At 36.0% G+C, this 18,578-nt stretch carries 17 protein-coding genes; 8 read left to right on the plus strand and 9 right to left on the minus strand.

From position 1 onward, the window contains the following. The first annotated feature begins 40 nt into the window (after positions 1-40). The gene (locus ACVFVN_RS07985; protein ID WP_456234856.1) at positions 41-682 is read left to right on the plus strand and encodes a SanA/YdcF family protein; all 642 of its coding nucleotides are present in this window, start codon (positions 41-43) and stop codon (positions 680-682) included. Positions 683-794: 112 nt separating this feature from the next. On the opposite strand, the gene ACVFVN_RS07990 is transcribed toward ACVFVN_RS07985, so the two are convergent. Then, on the minus strand, positions 795-2,060 hold the full coding sequence (locus ACVFVN_RS07990) for a T9SS type A sorting domain-containing protein (protein WP_456234857.1): 1,266 nt from the start codon (positions 2,058-2,060) through the stop codon (positions 795-797). Positions 2,061-2,319: 259 nt separating this feature from the next. Next, positions 2,320-3,600: a T9SS type A sorting domain-containing protein gene (locus ACVFVN_RS07995; protein WP_456234858.1), complete on the minus strand. Its 1,281-nt coding sequence runs from the start codon at positions 3,598-3,600 to the stop codon at positions 2,320-2,322. A 396-nt stretch (positions 3,601-3,996) separates the two neighbouring features. Here ACVFVN_RS07995 and ACVFVN_RS08000 point away from each other — a divergent pair, with 396 nt between their 5' ends. The 3 genes from ACVFVN_RS08000 to trpS all read left to right on the plus strand — a co-directional run bounded on the left by ACVFVN_RS08000 (position 3,997) and on the right by trpS (position 7,637). Continuing rightward, positions 3,997-5,460 carry a helix-turn-helix domain-containing protein gene (locus tag ACVFVN_RS08000; protein WP_456234859.1) on the plus strand — a complete coding sequence of 488 codons (1,464 nt, stop codon included), beginning with the start codon at positions 3,997-3,999 and terminating at the stop codon, positions 5,458-5,460. Then, on the plus strand, positions 5,461-6,603 hold the full coding sequence (locus ACVFVN_RS08005; protein WP_165134328.1) for a tetratricopeptide repeat protein: 1,143 nt from the start codon (positions 5,461-5,463) through the stop codon (positions 6,601-6,603). A 65-nt stretch (positions 6,604-6,668) separates the two neighbouring features. After that, the gene (gene trpS, locus ACVFVN_RS08010; protein WP_165134331.1) at positions 6,669-7,637 is read left to right on the plus strand and encodes a tryptophan--tRNA ligase; all 969 of its coding nucleotides are present in this window, start codon (positions 6,669-6,671) and stop codon (positions 7,635-7,637) included. A gap of 43 nt (positions 7,638-7,680) precedes the next feature. On the opposite strand, the gene ACVFVN_RS08015 is transcribed toward trpS, so the two are convergent. Next, positions 7,681-7,977: a GNAT family N-acetyltransferase gene (locus ACVFVN_RS08015; RefSeq protein ID WP_456234860.1), complete on the minus strand. Its 297-nt coding sequence runs from the start codon at positions 7,975-7,977 to the stop codon at positions 7,681-7,683. A 186-nt stretch (positions 7,978-8,163) separates the two neighbouring features. Next, positions 8,164-9,375 carry a type IX secretion system plug protein gene (locus ACVFVN_RS08020; RefSeq protein WP_456234861.1) on the minus strand — a complete coding sequence of 404 codons (1,212 nt, stop codon included), beginning with the start codon at positions 9,373-9,375 and terminating at the stop codon, positions 8,164-8,166. A 58-nt stretch (positions 9,376-9,433) separates the two neighbouring features. Here ACVFVN_RS08020 and ACVFVN_RS08025 point away from each other — a divergent pair, with 58 nt between their 5' ends. Then, a complete protein-coding gene (locus tag ACVFVN_RS08025) occupies positions 9,434-10,072 on the plus strand; it encodes an MBL fold metallo-hydrolase (RefSeq protein ID WP_456234862.1) in 639 nt (212 codons plus the stop codon). Positions 10,073-10,105: 33 nt separating this feature from the next. Here ACVFVN_RS08025 and ACVFVN_RS08030 read toward each other — a convergent pair whose 3' ends face one another. Next, the gene (locus ACVFVN_RS08030; RefSeq protein ID WP_456234863.1) at positions 10,106-10,666 is read right to left on the minus strand and encodes a thioredoxin family protein; all 561 of its coding nucleotides are present in this window, start codon (positions 10,664-10,666) and stop codon (positions 10,106-10,108) included. A 2-nt stretch (positions 10,667-10,668) separates the two neighbouring features. Next, positions 10,669-11,571, minus strand: coding sequence for a tRNA (adenosine(37)-N6)-dimethylallyltransferase MiaA (gene miaA, locus ACVFVN_RS08035; protein WP_456234965.1), 903 nt, complete (start codon positions 11,569-11,571; stop codon positions 10,669-10,671). 67 nt (positions 11,572-11,638) lie between these two features. Between miaA and ACVFVN_RS08040 the strand changes: the two genes are divergently transcribed. Beyond that, positions 11,639-12,793, plus strand: a complete 1,155-nt coding sequence (locus ACVFVN_RS08040) for a methionine aminotransferase (RefSeq protein WP_456234864.1) — start codon at positions 11,639-11,641, stop codon at positions 12,791-12,793. Further along, entirely contained in the window at positions 12,790-13,353 is a 564-nt protein-coding gene (locus ACVFVN_RS08045; RefSeq protein WP_456234865.1) for a DUF2911 domain-containing protein, read from the plus strand. The genes ACVFVN_RS08040 and ACVFVN_RS08045 overlap by 4 nt, the downstream gene beginning before the upstream one ends. 206 nt (positions 13,354-13,559) lie before the next feature. Here the strand turns inward: ACVFVN_RS08045 and hutG are convergent, their stop codons facing one another. From hutG to ACVFVN_RS08060, 3 genes are all read right to left on the minus strand, one after another. After that, on the minus strand, positions 13,560-14,477 hold the full coding sequence (gene hutG, locus ACVFVN_RS08050) for a formimidoylglutamase (RefSeq protein ID WP_456234866.1): 918 nt from the start codon (positions 14,475-14,477) through the stop codon (positions 13,560-13,562). A gap of 2 nt (positions 14,478-14,479) precedes the next feature. Then, positions 14,480-15,703, minus strand: coding sequence for an imidazolonepropionase (hutI, locus tag ACVFVN_RS08055; protein WP_456234867.1), 1,224 nt, complete (start codon positions 15,701-15,703; stop codon positions 14,480-14,482). 142 nt (positions 15,704-15,845) lie between these two features. Further along, positions 15,846-17,333: a catalase gene (locus ACVFVN_RS08060; RefSeq protein ID WP_456234868.1), complete on the minus strand. Its 1,488-nt coding sequence runs from the start codon at positions 17,331-17,333 to the stop codon at positions 15,846-15,848. 171 nt (positions 17,334-17,504) lie between these two features. Here ACVFVN_RS08060 and ACVFVN_RS08065 point away from each other — a divergent pair, with 171 nt between their 5' ends. After that, entirely contained in the window at positions 17,505-18,458 is a 954-nt protein-coding gene (locus tag ACVFVN_RS08065; protein ID WP_165134364.1) for a hydrogen peroxide-inducible genes activator, read from the plus strand. Positions 18,459-18,578: the final 120 nt, after the last annotated feature.

Here is an 18,578-nt window from a genome sequence, read left to right on the forward strand (position 1 = left end):
TTATTTTTAAAATTCAATAAAAAACTCGCGAATTTTAGAAATGAAAATATTCAAAAAAATATTGATAATTGGACTGATACTCGCAGTAGTGTCAGCCTTTTTTGTTTGGGGTAGCAATTTTAAAATAGAAAAGGATACCAAGGATTTTGTAACATCCGATCTCTCAAAAATTCCTAATGAAAAAGTAGGTTTGGTTTTGGGCACTGGAAAAACATTAGCCAATGGAACACCCAACTTGTACTTTACTTATAGGATGGATGCTGCGGCAGAATTATACCACGCTGGAAAAATCAAATATCTTATTGTAAGTGGCGACAACTCTCGAAAAAACTATAACGAACCCGAAGATATGAAGCTTGCACTTATTGAAAAAGGAATTCCTGAACATCACATTTTTGAGGATTTTGCAGGATTCCGCACATTAGATTCGGTGGTACGCGCAAAGGAGATTTTCGGTCAGTCTTCTTACATTATCATTTCGCAGCGTTTCCATAACGAGCGTGCTGTATTTTTAGCGCAACAAAACGGCATCGCCGCTTTTGGCTATAATGCAAAAGATGTCAATAGAGCTGCTGGCTTCAAAACCAATCTACGAGAGAAGTTTGCAAGAGCCAAAGTTTATTTGGATTTATGGTTTGGTATAGAGCCGAAATTTGGTGGCGAAAAGATTTCGATTTTTTAATTCTATTTTAAAAAAAAATCTTTTTTTACTTTAAAATTACATTCTGTCTATAAAAAAAGAAAACCGTCGCAATGACGGTTTTCTCTTTCATTAACCTAACTTAATATAGAAATTACTCTTTTACAAATTTGATACTTTCTGTTATACCATTCTTTGTTACTTTAAGAATGTATGCACCTTTCGCTAATTGAGAAACGTTCAGCTTATTATCTTTAATTGTTTTTGTTGCTAGAACTTTTTGACCTGCAAAATCGTAAACTTCAAGATTTTCCAATTTGTCTGCATTGGTAATATTCAATACGTCAACAACAGGGTTTGGATAGATTGCAGATTTTGAAACTTTAACATTATTTGTGGCTAATGCTGAGTCTGGTAATTTGATTACGAAACCTAAATTTTCATCATTTTTAGTACCAATTCCTACGATATATTTTCCGTTTGGTGACATACCTAATGGTAATGAAAATGTCATTCCTTCGGCATCAACTCCTAGACTTTGTACATAGTCGTTAAGATCAACAACTCCATTTTCTTTAGTCCAGATAAATCCGTTTCCAGAAAATGCGCTTTGTCCCCAAGGTCTATAGAAACCTAGCACTTTTTTTCCATCGTCTGTAACAGCAATAGAGCCACCAATATACATTGGGTCTTCGTGTGGTAATTCTAGATAACCGTCTGTCTCGTTCCAGATATATGGCCAGTCATAGTTGGCACCAATCATGGTTTTACCATCTGGCGTTACAGCGAAGATTTCTCCAACATTTTCGCCATCGTTATTTTTCAATAAATGTTGTACGCCATTTTTCCAATAAGCACCAAAACGATCAAAATCGTCATCTTGCCATCCTACGATAATTGTCCCATCATCATTAATTCCGTTAGCTCTAGAACTCGTTTCTGGAAAAGTACTTCCCAAATCAACAAGGCCACCTTCTTGTGTCCATTTAACAGCGTGAGCTTCCATGCCGCTAACAAATCCAAGTCCTACAACAGTAGAGCCATCGCTAGTCATTCCCCACGCTGACACCTCTTGTCCTAGAACTAGCGCGCCTAGGTATTTCCATTGTCCTGTTTCAACGTTATAGAGCGCCATTTCTTCTCCCATCGTGTTAGTGTTGGTCATGGTACCAGAGATGAATTTTCCATCGATTGTTACATTTGTCGTCCCACCTATTTGCGCTCCACTTGCTGGCTCGCCAATTACAACTGTGCCTCCAGCCTCTGTCCACATAATATGACTGCCGTACATTACATTTCCAACAGCTACGCCATTGTTAGATACGTCTGTCATAAATCCCATATCTACCGTTTCATAAACTTGAGATTTTGCTAATCCTAAACTACAAATTACAAGTGCTGCTGTGTAAATTTTCTTCATAATAATAATTAATTAATTGCTCACCAAACATAGTGTAAAAATTGTAGAAACAAAGCATATATGATTTTGGATATTCGAGAAAAAAGAAAATTTTATTTTACAAAAAACTCATTATCAAATAATTACAAATTATAACATTTTAAAACCAACAAGATTTATTTTTAATAAAAATTTCGCATGATAGCAGAAATTTTTAATTTAAAATATTAAAAAGCCAACTCAAAAACAGAGTTGGCTCTTCATCAAATAAAAAATAGATTTATTCTTTTATGAATTTGATGCTTTCAGTTTTACCGTCATTATTTACTTTTAATAAATAGGAACCTTTCATTAGACTTTGAATATCGATTTGTTTATTTTCAATATTCTTATTCGAGCTCACTTTTTGACCGGCCATGTTAAAAATTTCTATCGTATCCAACTTGCCCGCGTTTTTAATATTTAATACATCTTTAGCTGGGTTGGGATAAACTCCAATTTTTGATTCTTTAGAAGAATCTGCGGTTGCCATCGTTTCATCCGCGAGTTTAATTACAAAACCTCGTGCGTCTTCGGTATTAATTGCGATTCCTGCCAAATACTTTCCATTCGGTGAAATTGCCATTGGCAAGACAAAATTAAGGTCCAACGTATCGTAACCCAAACTCGCTACATAATCGTTAAATGTTTTAAGACCTCCAGTTTTTGTCCAGATAAAACCTTCGCCATCAAGCGCCATTCCTCCATCTGGTGTAAAGTAGCCAACAATGGTATTACCATCACTAGAAACCGCGGTTGCAGAACCGTGGTAAGAAGGATATGGTGGGGCAATCGCGGTATAACCTTCTGTCGCGCTCCATCGGAAAGCATCGCCATTGAGAGCCATCCCAACAATTACATCACCATCTGCAGATGCTGCAATTGCTTCACCAACATTTTCTCCATTGGTTGTTTTAATATAATTTTGTACACCATCTTTCCAATAAACACCTTGGCGACTTCCTGTGGTATTATCTTGCCAACCTACAACAATTTTACCGTCACCACTTACACTATTTGCACGAGAGCTTCTTCCTGACACAGTACTTCCTAGAGAAAGCATACCGCCAGTAGATGTCCATTTAATGGCATTTGCTCTAGAAGCTGTTTGCCATCCCAAACCTACAATTGTATTAGCATCATAAGATGCTCCCCACGCTGAGCTTGTATCTGTACCAGAACTCACACCAAGTCCTCCCAAATAAGTCCATTGTTGCGATGCAACATTATAACGAGCCATCTCATCTTTTCCTGTTGCAGGGTTTGTCATAGAACCTGTTACAAAATTACCATCTCGAGAAATAGATGTCATACCAGCAATGTAGTCATTGCTAGTCTCTCCGATAGCCGAACCGCCATCTGCCTCCGTCCAGATCACCTGCAAAACACCATATACATTCCCTACGGCAACACCGTTGTCTGAGACACCTGTCATTTGTGCAAAGCTACCAACATCGTAAACTTGTGCATTGAAGTTAACCAACGAAGCTAAAAATAGCATTGAAGCGTAAATTTTTTTCATAATAATTATTATTTGATTGAAGTAGTTCAAACTTACAGAATAGGCTAACGTTTTATATAAAGTTCCTTTTTAGAATTTCGTGAAAACCCAAAAAAAGTTTTACAAACAACTCACCACCAACAAATTAAAATAAAAAGTCCACTATAGAACTCCACGAAAAACACCTTGAAGTTAACTGTAAAAAAGACTTAGCCTTTAAAATCAATTATAGAATTGCAATGCAAAAGAATATGCAATTCATTAAAAAATTAAATTTGCAAGCGATTTTATTCATAAAAAATAAGTTAAATTTGTTAAATGTTGTGGCAAAAAGTGTGTTTTAGTTTTTTTCTAATAAGTACGATAATTTTATCGGCTCAGAAAAAAACTGATTTTGAAATAATGCTAGAAAATAGCATGGAAAAACTCTATCAAGATCCTGATGCTTCTATAAAATCCACCAAAAACATTAGCGTAAAACCTAATGAACAACATCAAAATCTTATTCTCAAAAGCATTCTTGCAGAAGCCTATACGTTGCAAGGCAATTATCCCGAAGCAGTAAAAATGGCTTTGGAAAATATCAATCAAGATAATTATTGGCAAAAGCAAGATCTATTTCTCATAAGTCTGGCGATGATCCAGCAATACCAAAATCTTGGTCTTTATGAACAAGCAGGTAAAATCATCACAGATCTGTTAAAAAACACCAATGCTGACAATCAAAAAACAGATCAACCGTTGATGTATGCCAAACTCTATCAGCTACAAGCCAGAAATTTTTATACTCAGAAGCAATATGACAAAGCATTGCTCAGCATGCAAACAAGTCAAATGTTTTGCAAATCAGAAACCTGGAACACGAATTTTATCAGCATAGAAAACCAATTATTAGCGTCCCAGATTTATTTTGAAAAAAGAGATTTTTCGACTTCTAACAAAATTCTAGATGATATTTTTGACACGTTAAAACAAGACCCAAATCTTGATTACTTCTACGCGGCGACTTACGATCAACAATCGAAATTATTCTTCCAACAACAAGATTATCCAGCTTCGGTCAATGCGTTAAAATCTGCTTTAGCCAAAATAGAATCCAAAAATTATCTTGTTTTAAAAAATAAAATCTACGCCCGGCTAGCATTGAGCTATCTCGCACTGAAAGACACGGTCAACTACGAAGAATTCGAAAAAAAACATCAAGAAACAAAAACCAGCTTGAGCGAAAATAAAAAGGAAGCCACTCGAAGATTATTACAGCTTAACCAAGATTACGAAAATCAGAATTTCAAAAATTTCTTGTACAAAAAACAATCTACATTCTACATCTCATTATCTATGGTTTTAGCTATTTTGGCGGGTTTCGGATTCTGGTATTATCAAGAATTTCAAAAACGGAAAATGCTTTATAAACAAGTTTTATTTTTTGAAAATCAACAAAAACTATTTTCTCAGAATACGCCAACAAAAGCTGATACGGTAACAAAGTCAAATGCAAAAAAACAACTAATTATTCCGAAAGAAACGGAAGAAGAAATCCTTCAAAAATTAGAAAAGTTTGAGAATTCAAAATTGTTTTTGGACAAAAACATGTCATTGGCGGCTTTGGCAACGCAACTCGAAACCAACACCAAGTACCTTTCGGAAATTATTAACAAATACAAAGAGAAAAGCTTCACCGCATACATTAACGAGTTGAAAATCAACCATATTGCTTATTTATTAACGACAGACACAACTTACCGACAATACAAAATAAGCTACCTCGCTGAGATTGCTGGTTTTACATCGCATAGTACATTTACAGTTGTTTTTAAAAATGTCACAGGCCTTTCACCAAACGAGTATCTTCAACAGATGAAAAAACGTAAAATTTTGTAGATGATGACCAAGCTGCTTTACATCTTACTTATTTTTCCACTAATGCTTTTATCGCAGAGTATTAGCGATGATTCTTTGTTGAAACGCGCTCATGCGGTAATGTATGACAGTCCCGAAGAAACGATAAAAATTACAAAAGGACTAACAAAAAAAACAAAAAGCAGCGAAAAAACAGCCCATTATTATATGTTGCTGTCCAATGCCTATATTGCTAAACGCGATATCGATAGCTCGTTATATTATATTAACCAGACCAGCAACCTCATCAACAATTCGGATATAAAAATAGCTACAAAAGTTAGAATTCTCAATCATATTGCGGTACAATATCAACAAATGGAATTGTATGACAAAGCTTTGGAAACGCTGGATCGTTCTCAGGAATTATGCAACCAAATTCCGGCTGGTCGATACCATCGAAATTATTATTGGGAATTTATCAATATTGTGCGAGGCATGGTTTATCGTGCCCAGTCCAATCCAGAGATGGCTTTAGAAAAATTCAAATCTGCTTTAAAATATTACAAAACTATACCTGCCGACAAAAGCCTTCTGGCCAACATGAGCGTCATCGCTTACAATATTGGGAATTGTTATTTGGATCTCAAACAATTTGGTCCAGCAGAAATTTATTTTAACGAGTCAACAGACTACGCAAAAAAAGCGCAAAGTAAAAGCTTAGAATCTTTCGCTTACAAAGGTATGGCTGAAAAATTCTATCTCATTCACCAATACGACAAATCTTTAGAACTCCTAAAAAAAGCTGAAGATTTGGCAATTCCTGTTGGGGATTTAACACTCAAAGAAGGCATCTACAAGCTAATGTCCGATAATTATTTGGTATTAAATGATTGGCAAGATTACCAAACTTACAATCAAAAATACCAAGAAGTTCGACAAACAAAAGAAGCGTCTGAGTTGAAGTCGCTCAACCGCTACATCAATCTTCACAGTGATGAAATTTCGAAAAAAAAGGAAGAAACTTCAAAGCGTTTTGGTATTTATCAAATTATTTTAGTTGCTACAAGTCTTATTCTGTTATTGTTTTTAATTAACCTGATAAAAAAAACGCGACAAATCAATAAGTATCAGCAAGAAAAAATTTCTGAATTTTTAAATACTGACCGCGAAACAAAAATCTAAAAAGCATCATTCTAAAAGTCTTGTGTAATGCTGATTCTTTCGTAATTTTGTAACAAATCAAAATAATGTCAAGAATTTTAACAGGTATACAAGCTACAGGAACTCCACATTTGGGAAATCTTCTAGGAGCGATTATTCCCGCAATCGAATTATCAAAAAAAGAAGAAAACGAATCTTTTTTATTTATTGCTAATCTCCACACGTTAACATTGATAAAAGATGCGGAAACCTTGCGACAAAACACTTACGAGATTGCAGCGGCCTGGCTGGCTTGTGGCTTGGACACAGAGAAAACTTTTTTCTACAGACAAAGCGACATTCCTGAAACTTGTGAATTAACTTGGTATCTTGATTGTTTCTTTCCTTTCCAAAGACTACAATTGGCCCATTCTTTCAAAGATAAATCGGATAGGCTTGCAGATGTTAACGTAGGACTTTTCAATTATCCGATTTTGATGGCGGCGGATATTTTATTGTACGATGCAGAGATTGTTCCTGTTGGGAAAGATCAGCTTCAGCATTTAGAAATCACAAGAGATGTCGCAGAAAAATTCAACCGTCAAATGGGTGACGTCTTGACTTTACCATCAGCAGAACTACAAAAAGACACCATGTATGTTCCCGGTACCGATGGTCGAAAAATGTCAAAATCTATCGGAAACATCATCAATGTTTTTGCACCTCAAAAAGAACTAAAAAAACAAATAATGTCTATCGAAACTGATTCTAAATCTTTGGAAGAACCAAAAGATCCAGAAACCGACAAAGTATTTGCAATATATCAATTGATTGCTACACCAGAACAAACTGAAGAATTAAGAGCCAAATATTTGGCGGGAAATTTTGGTTATGGTCATGCAAAAACAGAATTGCTAAATCTTATCTTAAATCGTTTTGAAAAAGAAAGAGAACTTTTCGATTATTATATGACGCATCTCGACGAATTGGAAGCCAAGCTCCAAGAAGGTGCAGCCAAAACAAAACCTATTGCGCAAGCGACATTAGCAAAAGTGAGACAAAGCCTCGGCTTTTAACAACAGAAGCGACTCGTTTGAGTCGCTTCTGTTGTTATAAAAATTAAGATTTCAAAAAGACATCTTGTACATCGTCCATTTTTGTCATCACAGTTCTGGCATAAGAGCAATGTGGATAGACCTTCCAATTGTTTTGCCTTGCAAAATCGATGGCTTCTTTTACCATGAGTTTTCCTAAACCTTGACCTTCGAATTTCGGGTAAATATTAACAAAAGAAATGACAAACCGACTTTCTTCTGGCATAATGGTGTAAGTGAGTCGTCCAACCTCTTCGGTATCATTTTGCATGGTGAAAAAACCGCCGTTTCCGGATTGTTGATTTTGGTATGTATAAGTCATATCTAAATATTTTTGTTTGGTTGTCAAAATTTGTTCCAAATATTCTTTGGTTTGCGATAGGGATAGTAGCGGATATCCTTTTGCAATGCGGCTGAGCGGAGCCGAAGCCCATTGTAAAAGATAGAAGCGGATAGCCCGGTCCCGAACGCTTTGGCAAAAAGCCTGGCTCGGGAATCGCCCAAAATATTACCTTACAGGGGTACGATATTCGCCGTAACCCAATAATCCATCATAGTTTCTGCCAAATGGTCTGTAATAAATCATGGCTTGATAGAGGTTTTCTGTTTGCCAAAAATTACCATTAATTTCTCCATAGTTTAAGCTTCCATCAGGATTTTTTGTAGCCAACATGTAGTTGTAAAAACCTTGTTTTAGAAAGATATCCGCAATATACATTTTGTTGGCGTCGTCATATTTCATGATGCTTTTATCATCGGCTTTGTAATCGTTAAACATTCCTAAAACATAGATGTCTTTGTCCATTTTCAGACTTTCTAAATAGAAATGTACCCAAGAATAATCGCCTTCTTTGTTAGCATCTCTTTCAATTCCTAAGTCGTTTCTTCGGAAATAATACGCGCCATTGACATCGGGATAGGGTTGATAAGTGTCTGGATAGGCCCATACTGGGAAAAGATAAGTTTGATTTTGTCCATTCTCGGTGCTGACATTGGCGACCATATCATAAGCCTGGTTGAGGACTTTGTTATCGAAATAATAAAATTCACTATTTCCCGGAAAGGCTAAACTGAGTTGTTGAAAGAGCATTTTGTTTCCCAAAGTTGACGTTGGTCTTTGGTTCGACATAAGGCTGTTCCAATTGTTATTTTGCATGAGAGAAAGTGTGATCGACGTAATATTATTGGTCACACTAGTTCCGCTACCAACCGCTTGAACCTCGATGCGTTGACGCAAATCTGGCTTTTTAGCATCTTGAAATCTTGAGAGTTGCAAACCGACATTCGCACCTTCTTCATACACCATAAATCTTTTGGTAAATAATGGTTTCTCAGCCGAGTCTTTGTAAACTATCAATTCAAAATTCCCAGAAATTTTAGGACTTATTTTTTCATTTGGAAAAGTCAAAGTATAATGGGTATAAGCCTGAACTGTGTTAAAAGAATATTGGAAATTGTCGATTAATCCATTGAGGCTTCCATTGGCATATTCTGTAAAAAATAAGCCGTCCTCTTGCCAATTGCGGTCATAATGTTTGATCGTATAGCGATAAACCTGGCTGCTATTCGTTAAATCATCAAATCTTAAAATAAGTTGTTGATTAAAACCTATTATGGGCGTCTCGTCGTTTGTCTGAGGATTAAACAATTGTATGCCAGCAATCTTTTGGGCTTGAAGATTGATGATTATCAAAAGGAAAACAAAACTTAATTTCTTCATTTCACGAATATAAGAAATTAGAATCGATTTGGTATTTTTGTAGGATTAAGAATTAAATATGTTACACATCAAGAATTTTGCTTTCAATCCGTTTTCGGAGAATACTTATGTAATTTATAATGACGACAAAGAAGCATTCATCATCGACCCTGGCAACTTCCAAGTTCATGAAACGCAACAAATAGAAAGTTTTATCACAGAACACCAATTAAAAATTAAGAATATACTTCTAACACATGCACATATCGATCATGTTTTGGGATTGCAATGGGCATTTGACAAATACAATGTTCCTGTGTTGTTACATAAAAATGATAAAGAACTACTTGACCGTGCACCACTTAGCGCCATGCAATTTGGATTTCAGTTCACGCCATTTGTTGGAAATTTAGAATTTTTGAATGAAGGCGACATTCTAAAATTAGGCGAGGAAGAATTTAAAATTTTGTTTGTTCCTGGGCATTCGCCGGGAAGTATTGCTTTTTATAATGAAAAAGAAAAATTTGTGATTTCTGGAGATGTTTTATTTTATGGAAGTATCGGAAGAACAGATTTGTACAAAGCCAATTACGAGCAACTTATCGATAGCATCAAAACAAAGCTTCTGGTAATGGATTCTGCAACGCAAGTCTATAGCGGACACGGCAATCCTACAAGTATCGGTTTTGAAAAAGACTACAATCCATTTTTGAAATAAAAAACGCTCTCAGTTTTGAGAGCGTTTATATTTTTAAGCTTTCCATTTGATATTGCAACCCATACTAGGCATTTGCATATCTTCTTGAGGTTGATCTGCTAAAAGGTTTTCAAAAGCTATAATCAAATCTTCACCCGTAACTTCTTTATGATTTCCTGGTCGAGAGTCGTCCATTTGTCCGCGATATACGAGTTTCAGATCTTTATCAAATAAGAAAAAATCTGGCGTGCATGCTGCTTGATAAGCTTTAGCAATCTCTTGCGATTCGTCATAAAGGTATGAAAAATTAACACCGTGTTCGTCAGCAAAATCCGCCATTAGCTCTGGACTATCAGCAGGATAAGCTACGGCATCGTTGGCACTTATCGCAACGAATTCGATACCTTGAGTTTTGTAATCGTCATACAGTTCTGCAATTTTTTCAATAACATTTAATACAAATGGGCAATGGTTACAGATAAACATTACCAAAGTCGCTTTTTCGCCTTTAAGAGCATTTAGCGTTTCTATTTTATTTTCTTTAGACGGATTAGGAAGAGCAAAATCTGGAGCAAGAGTTCCTAAAGCCAACATATTAGAAGGTGTATTAGACATAATTATAAAATTTGTTGTAGCAAAGATAAGCTTTCTTCGACAGAATTTTCGTAGTTAACCCAATTAAGCTGTTGTAGTTTTTTGTTCCAAGTTACTTGACGTTTGGCATAGCGTCGCGAATTTTTCTTGATTTCCTCAATTGCAAAATCCAAAGTCCATTCGCCTTCCATATATCGAAACAACTCGGTGTAACCTACGGTTTGCAAAGCCACTTTATCACGATGAGCAAGCAGACCAGTTGCTTCTTGCAAGAGACCTTGTGCCATCATAATATCGACACGCTGGTTGATACGGTCATAGATAACTTCTCTCGGCGCATCTATGCCTATTCGGAAAGTTTCAAAATTCCGTTTGTCTTTGGGAGAAACCAGATTTTCGGTATAAGATTTTCCCGTTTGAAAAATGATATCCAAAGACCTGAAAAGACGTCTTGGATTTTCGAGATCGACATTCGAATAATATTCTGGATCTAAATTTTTTAAAAGATGTTGAAGCGGCTCAATACCTTCATGTTCAAAAATATATTGTAAGAGTTTTTGGTGTTCTTCATCTGCTTCGGGCAAATCGTTCATACCTTCGACCACTGCTTTTTCGTACATTCCGCTTCCTCCCACCATGACAACATAATCATGATCCACAAACAATTCGTCCAATTTTACAAGCGCTTCTTTCTCAAATTGCCCAATTGAATAGTAATCGTCAATGCTTAGGTTCCCGATAAAATGATGCGACACGGCAGCCAATTCTTCATCAGAGGGCACGGCAGTTCCTATTTTCATTTCTTTGTAAAACTGTCGAGAGTCACAAGAAATGATTTCGGTTTTCAGAAACTTTGCAATTTCGATTGCCAATTTTGTTTTTCCGATTCCCGTAGGTCCTACAACAGAGATAAGCCGCTTCACAATTTTATTTTTTTGCTAAAATACAAAATCGAATAATTATTATTAATTTTATTCAACTTTCAAAATATTTATGACTCCACAAATCAAATCCAAATTGCCAAAAGTTGGGGTGAGCATTTTCACAGAAATGAGCGCCTTGGCAGCCAAAGAAAATGCGGTCAACCTTTCACAAGGATTCCCAGATTTCCCAATCGATCCAAAACTCACACAATATCTCGAAGAAGCTTCAGCAAAAGGTTTTAACCAATATCTTCCCATGGCTGGTTTTATAGATCTAAGAGAAGCTATTGCCAAAAAAATAATCGACGCGCATGATTCAGAATATGATATTGACACCGAAATAACTGTAACTTCTGGCGCTACCCAAGCTATTTTTACAACAATCGCTACTTTAATAAGCCCCGGCGACGAAGTGATTATTATAGAGCCCGCATACGATTGTTACGAACCAGCAATTGAGCTTTTCGGTGGAATTGTTAAACGATTGAGTCTTCATAAACCTGATTATAAAATAGATTGGCAGCAACTCAAGAATTTGATTTCGAACAAAACCAAATTGATGATTTTTAACAATCCAAATAATCCTTCGGGGCAGATCCTAAGAGAAACTGACATCCAAGAACTTATCAAATTGGTAAAAGACACCAATATTATTTTGTTAAGTGATGAAGTTTACGAAAATATCACTTTTGATAATCAACAACATTTAAGTTTTGTACGATATCCCGAACTTAAAGAACGAAGTTTCGTTATCGCTTCTTTTGGGAAATTGCTTCATATTACAGGCTGGAAACTCGGATATATTTTGGCTCCCAAAAACCTAATGACCGAATACAACAAAGTTCACCAATTCAATGTTTTTTGTGCCAATGCTCCAGCACAATACGCTGTTGCAAAATATATGAAACAAACAACAGATTATACCGAAATCGCGACAATGTATCAATCCAAACGCGATTATTTTAGAAAAGCAATTTCAGAAACTGGATTCAAATTATTAAACTGTGAATCCACCTACTTCCAGTCGGTAGATTTTTCTGCAATATCAGATCTAGGCGATAAGGAATTTTGTTATAATTTAACACAAAATTATAAGGTTGCAGGTATTCCTTTCTCGGCCTTTTATCATAATTTTATAGACGAAAAGGTCATCCGTTTTTGTTTTGCCAAAAAACAAGAAACTTTAGACCAAGCAATCGAAAATTTACTTAAACTTAAAATATGAAAAAATTAATTGGTATTAGCTTTTTATGCGTTGGACTATTAGGAATTGCCCAAACCAAACAAGATCCAAAAGAATTAAAATTTGCAAAAATAGATGTTAGCCCTTTAGATATTGTGTATTATCCTCTGGATGCAGCAACTGGGAAAAATGTAAATCCAGTGATGAAGGTTATCTATTCTAGACCACAAAGTAAAGGACGCACCATCTTCGGAAACCTTATCAAATACAACGAAGTTTGGCGTTTTGGCGCCAACGAAAATACAGAACTCAAAGTTTACAAACCAATCAACATTGACGGAAAAGAAGTTTCTGTTGGGACATATAGTATTTTTGCAATTCCTGGAGAAACCGAATGGACCATAATCATCAACAAAGCAACCGACGTCTGGGGTGCTTATAGCTACAATTCCGCTAACGACGTTGTTCGCATGAAAGTTCCTGCTACAAAATTGGCAGCTCCTATCGAGAACTTTTCGATTAGCTTTGTAAAAACCGATAATGGCGCGAATATGGTGGCCGCTTGGGATACAGCACAAGTAAGCCTTCCTGTTAGTTTTTAAAATATGGGCGTGTCCCAACACCCCGCCTGAAAAATATTTTTGGATTTCTAAGAAATAGTCTAGCAGTCGGGGCGCTGGGTCGGTCTTCTACGGACTACACTTCGTTTCGGTCCACAATATAAGGCGAAGCCTGCGGCTTCGCCTTATATTGTGGACTTTGTCTTTCAGACAAATCCTTCGTCCACCTCACGCACCACAACAGTCCATTATACCATAAACACTTCATTAACAAGACAAGCAGCCAATCTCGCGGTACGCTCCTGAATATCAAATTCAGGATTCACCTCTGCAACATCCAAAGCTTTCAATTTTTGACTCGCCAAAATATGACGATACAAACTCATAAAAGCAGGATCAGCAAAAATACCGTTATAAGCCGCAGCGCTCACGCCTGGCGCAATCGCCACATTAAAAACATCCATACAAATCGTAACATACAAGACATCTATACTTTCTAAAAACCGATTAACCTCGATATAAAGTCTTGGAAGGTTTTCAAAAAACAATTCTTCTGCCAAGATATAATTCATTCCGAGTTGGTGTGCGGTATCAAAAAGTTTTAACGTATTGCTATTCCTTTGTATCCCAATATGCAAACTATTAAGCACTCCTTCTTGAGCAATTTGCCAAAATCCAGTCCCGGAAGTTGCTAATCCATTTTCAGGCTCTCTATTATCAAAATGAGCATCAAAATTTATAATACCAATTTTGGCATCAGGAAAAGCTTTTCTCATGCCAGAATAATGCGCAAAAGTGATTTCGTGTCCGCCGCCCAATCCAATTGACTTTCCATCAGATTTTAAAATATCAGAAACATTTTCCGCAAAATTATCTTGTGCCCATTCTAGATTTCCATCTAGACATTCTAAATTCCCAAAATCCAACAAGTTAAAATCGGCTTGTACAACAGGAAAATTTGCCATATTTTTTCTAATAAGATCAGGCGCTTTCAAGGCGCCAACTCTACCTTTGTTGCGCTTTACACCTTCGTCAACAGCAAAACCTTGTAAAACAAAATCCCCTTCTTTAATATCAGAAAATTGTGTCCCACTTTTAACTTTTTGAAAAATTCTGTGGTACAAAGCCTCATCGCCATCGTAACGTCCCTGCCAATCAAAATTCATATTTAAACTATTTCTGCATTTATAAAAGTGTGTTTTGCTGTCAATCGCCCTTGATAATACAAAATATTTTGGAAATTATCCGTTTCGAAACTTACAAAGTCAGCTCTTTTGCCAATAGCAATTTGGCCACGATCTTTAAAACCTAGTGCGTAGGCGGCACGATAAGTCAAAGCTGCCAAGACTTCTGCACTAGTTAATTTTTGAAATGTTGCCAATATTGAAGCTTGCGTTATCAAATTCCCCATTGGCGCAGATCCGGGATTCCAATCGCTGGCAATTGCAAAAATAGCACCTGCATCCAAAAGTTTTCTTGCTGGTGCAAAACGATCCCCCAAGCCAATGCTTGCCCCTGGAAGAGCAATGGCAACAGTATTTGATTTTGCAAGGAAGTCTACGTCTTCTTCTGCTGTAGCTTCTAGATGATCTGCGGATTGCGCACCAACCTCTACCGCGACACGAGAACTTCCTGGCGTAAACTGATCCGCATGAACTGTTAACAAAAAGCCCATTGCTTTTGCTTTTTCTAAAAAAATTTTGGCTTCTTCTGGTTGAAATGCTGATTTCTCAATAAAAACATCTACGCGTTTGGCTAAACTTTCTTCTTTAACTCTCGGTAGAATTTCATTTAAAATATAATCAAGATAAGCTTTATTATCTCCAACGAAATCTCTCGGTTTAAGATGTGCTGCTAGACAAGTAGGGACTAAAGTAGCTTTGGTTTTAGCCTGAGCTTTTTTAATAATTCTAAGCATTTTTAATTCTTCATCAACATTCAGCCCATAGCCACTTTTAATTTCAATCGTGGTGATACCAAGGCTTAAGAGGTAATTAATCCGCTCCAATGTCAATTCCAACAACGCGTCTTCCGAAGCATCTCTTGTATGTTGTACACTACTCCAAATTCCTCCTCCCGCTTCTGCTATTTCAAGATAACTTTTGCCTGCATTTCTCATAGCAAAGTCGTTGGCTCTGTTCCCTCCAAAACAGATATGTGTATGCGCATCTACAAAAGCTGGCAACAGAACTTGTGTGCCTTCAATTTTTTGGGTAGCGATGTCTTTATATTTTATGCTTAAATCATCAAGACTTCCAAGATCAACAATCTTGTCATCATTTACAACAACGGCTACATCTTCAAGAATTTCTAAAGCCTCATCCTGGATTTTTCCTCTAAGTGGCATTTTATCTAAAGTGACAATTTGTTTAAATGGTCCTATTAATTTCATGTAAAAAATTTTGTGCAATAAAATTAAGAATAATGTTTCATCTTGTAATTGTAAAAAGCGAAAAGTATTTTGGACATAATAAAAAATGCAGTTTTCCCATTTGTGAAGAACTGCACTTTTTATTTTTTAAAATTTACTAAACCTACTTTGCGTGGGTCATCATATTGGCATCAATATTAACATTAAGGCCTTGTGCGATTTTCATTCCCAACTCAATATTTGCTCTGAAAAAATGACAAAGTTGACGGTTGATGATTGTGGCGCGCATTGGTCCATCAATAGCATGCATCGAAGAAACAATATTATTAACCAAAGCAGAGCGATCATCGTCATTCATCGCTTTTGTATATAAAAGTCCTGGCTGCGTATAATGGTCGTCATCATTTTCGTTTCGATCAAAATTTGAAATACGCGTGTTATCCAAATCATATTCAAAACTTCTGTATGCTGGATCTGGTTTTATATTATCAAAACTATTTGGGTAATAATTGGGCTTGTCTTGATATTGGCTAGAATCCGCCATACGGCCATCTCGTTGATAATTGTTAGCTGCAAAAGGACATCTGTTAACCTCCAAAAGATGCGAGTTAGTGCCTAGTCTATAACGATGTGCATCAGGATAAGAAAATAATCTGCCTTGCAACATTTTATCTGGCGAAAAACTAATTCCGTCAACTAAATTGCTCGGTGAAAAAGCTGCTTGTTCTACATGTGCAAAGTAATTGATAGGAATTTCATTAAGTTCCATCTCACCGACTTCCAAAAGGGGAAATTCTGAATGTGGCCAAATTTTAGTTACGTCAAAAGGATTCCAACGAAATGCTTTGGCTTCATCATCTGTCATCACTTGGATGTATAGTGTCCATTTTGGAAAATCTCCATTCTCAATAGCTTTTACCAAATCTTCTTGCGCAAAATCAGGATTTTCTCCTTTCATTTTGTTGGCATCTTCTTGGTTAAAATTTTTAATGCCTTGTTTGGTTTTAAAATGAAACTTAACCCAAACCCTTTCATTATTTGCATTTATCATTGAAAACGTATGTGATCCAAAACCGTGCATGTGTCGATAACCGTAAGGCGTGCCACGATCTGACATCAAAATCATAACTTGATGCAATGACTCTGGATTAAGACTCCAAAAATCCCACATCATGGTTGCGCTTTTCAGATTGGTTTTGGGTTGACGCTTTTGAGTATGAATAAAATCTGGGAATTTTTTTGAATCTTTTATGAAAAAAACAGGCGTATTATTACCTACCAAATCCCAATTCCCGTCTTCTGTATAAAATTTCAATGCGAATCCGCGTGGATCCCTTTCGGTATCTGCACTTCCTTTCTCGCCTCCAACCGTCGAGAAACGAGCAAACATACGGCATGAATTTCCAAGTTTTGAAAACAATTTCGCACGGGTATATTGGCTAATATCATTTGTGACCGTGAATTTCCCGTAAGCCCCAGTGCCTTTCGCATGAACGACACGTTCGGGAATACGTTCTCGCACGAAGTGAGCCAAGTTCTCCTGAAGAATAAAATCTTGCAATAAAACAGGTCCTCGCGGCCCAACTGTTTGAGAATCTTGGTGATTATAATAAGGTGAACCTACAGCATTGGTTAACTTTTCCGAACTCATAAAAGCTACATTTTTAAACTATAAAGTTACGCATTATCCTTGATAATTTTTAGCTTAAAAACATAATTATTCGTTAAAAAGATTATTATATTTTGACACTTAATACATTTGAAAAAATATATTTATGATACAAATTAATAGCTATATTTGTAATAGATAAAGTATATTAAAGTGAACATTCAACAACTCGAATATCTTATTGCTGTCGATAAGTATAAACATTTTGGAAAGGCTGCACAAGCTTGTTTCATTACACAACCTACGCTGAGTGCAATGATTCAGAAATTTGAGGAGGAACTTGACCTTAAAATTTTTGATCGTACAACCCATCCGATACGTACAACAGATGCAGGAAGTGTTATTATTGATCAAGCTAAAGAAATTGTTGACGCTGTCAACGAATTAAGAAATAAAGCGCATCAACTCAACAATATTTTAGCTGGGAAAATTAATATCGGGATAATACCAACTGTTGCTGGCTACATTCTCCCAAACGAAATTTTTAGTTTTATATCCAAAAATCAACAAATTGATTTAAATATCAAAGAAATGACGACGGACAATATCATAAAAGCTTTGAAATCGGGAGAGCTTGACGCTGGCATTATTTCCACACCTTATGATGCTGCCAATGAATTTTATCACGACTTCCTATTTAATGAAGAACTAATGCTTTATATTTCTGATGAAGATTGCCAAAAGAAAGAAGAGCGTTTTGTTGTCCCAGAAGAAATCGATGTTAACAAAGTGTGGTTGCTAGAAGAAGGCAATTGTCTGAGAACGCAATTTGAAAACATTTGCCATCTTAAAGAAAACAAATTAAAGCCTAAAAATTTGGATTTTGCAGCTTCTAATGTTTCAACTTTAATCCAAATGGTTGATAAGTTAGGTGGTATCAGTATTATTCCAGAAATGGGTGTTGACCAACTAGCACCAGAACAGAAATGCAAGGTTTCCCGTTTTAGAAAACCCTTCCCTTATCGTGAAGTTAGTTTAATTTATTATAAACCGACTTACAAACAGAGAATTATTGATGAACTTATCGTACAAATAAAAACATCGATAGAAAAAAAACTTAATTTTTATAAAGCTCCCAATGATTATAACAATGTAAAACCTCAGTAAATGAGGTTTTTATTTTTATTGGATACATTATTTTGATTTAATAAAAATACTTAATAACTTTGCACAATTAAATCTGAGGAAAAATTTGTAACTGATTGCAACCTCCATAAAAAATGCTAA

Source organism: Soonwooa purpurea (genome assembly GCF_053891095.1).

Bases quoted from the DNA above. Each gene is read 5' to 3' on its own strand.
- ACVFVN_RS08005 (WP_165134328.1), top strand. From the start codon at position 5,461: ATGATGACCAAGCTGCTTTACATCTTACTTATTTTTCCACTAATGCTT.
- hutI (WP_456234867.1), bottom strand. From the start codon at position 15,703: ATGAAATTAATAGGACCATTTAAACAAATTGTCACTTTAGATAAAATG.
- ACVFVN_RS08000 (WP_456234859.1), top strand. From the start codon at position 3,997: ATGGAAAAACTCTATCAAGATCCTGATGCTTCTATAAAATCCACCAAA.
- ACVFVN_RS08015 (WP_456234860.1), bottom strand. From the start codon at position 7,977: ATGACTTATACATACCAAAATCAACAATCCGGAAACGGCGGTTTTTTC.
- ACVFVN_RS07985 (WP_456234856.1), top strand. From the start codon at position 41: ATGAAAATATTCAAAAAAATATTGATAATTGGACTGATACTCGCAGTA.
- hutG (WP_456234866.1), bottom strand. From the start codon at position 14,477: ATGAATTTTGATTGGCAGGGACGTTACGATGGCGATGAGGCTTTGTAC.
- ACVFVN_RS08045 (WP_456234865.1), top strand. From the start codon at position 12,790: ATGAAAAAATTAATTGGTATTAGCTTTTTATGCGTTGGACTATTAGGA.
- ACVFVN_RS08060 (WP_456234868.1), bottom strand. From the start codon at position 17,333: ATGAGTTCGGAAAAGTTAACCAATGCTGTAGGTTCACCTTATTATAAT.
- ACVFVN_RS08020 (WP_456234861.1), bottom strand. From the start codon at position 9,375: ATGAAGAAATTAAGTTTTGTTTTCCTTTTGATAATCATCAATCTTCAA.
- ACVFVN_RS08025 (WP_456234862.1), top strand. From the start codon at position 9,434: ATGTTACACATCAAGAATTTTGCTTTCAATCCGTTTTCGGAGAATACT.
- ACVFVN_RS08030 (WP_456234863.1), bottom strand. From the start codon at position 10,666: ATGTCTAATACACCTTCTAATATGTTGGCTTTAGGAACTCTTGCTCCA.
- ACVFVN_RS07990 (WP_456234857.1), bottom strand. From the start codon at position 2,060: ATGAAGAAAATTTACACAGCAGCACTTGTAATTTGTAGTTTAGGATTA.
- ACVFVN_RS07995 (WP_456234858.1), bottom strand. From the start codon at position 3,600: ATGAAAAAAATTTACGCTTCAATGCTATTTTTAGCTTCGTTGGTTAAC.
- trpS (WP_165134331.1), top strand. From the start codon at position 6,669: ATGTCAAGAATTTTAACAGGTATACAAGCTACAGGAACTCCACATTTG.
- ACVFVN_RS08040 (WP_456234864.1), top strand. From the start codon at position 11,639: ATGACTCCACAAATCAAATCCAAATTGCCAAAAGTTGGGGTGAGCATT.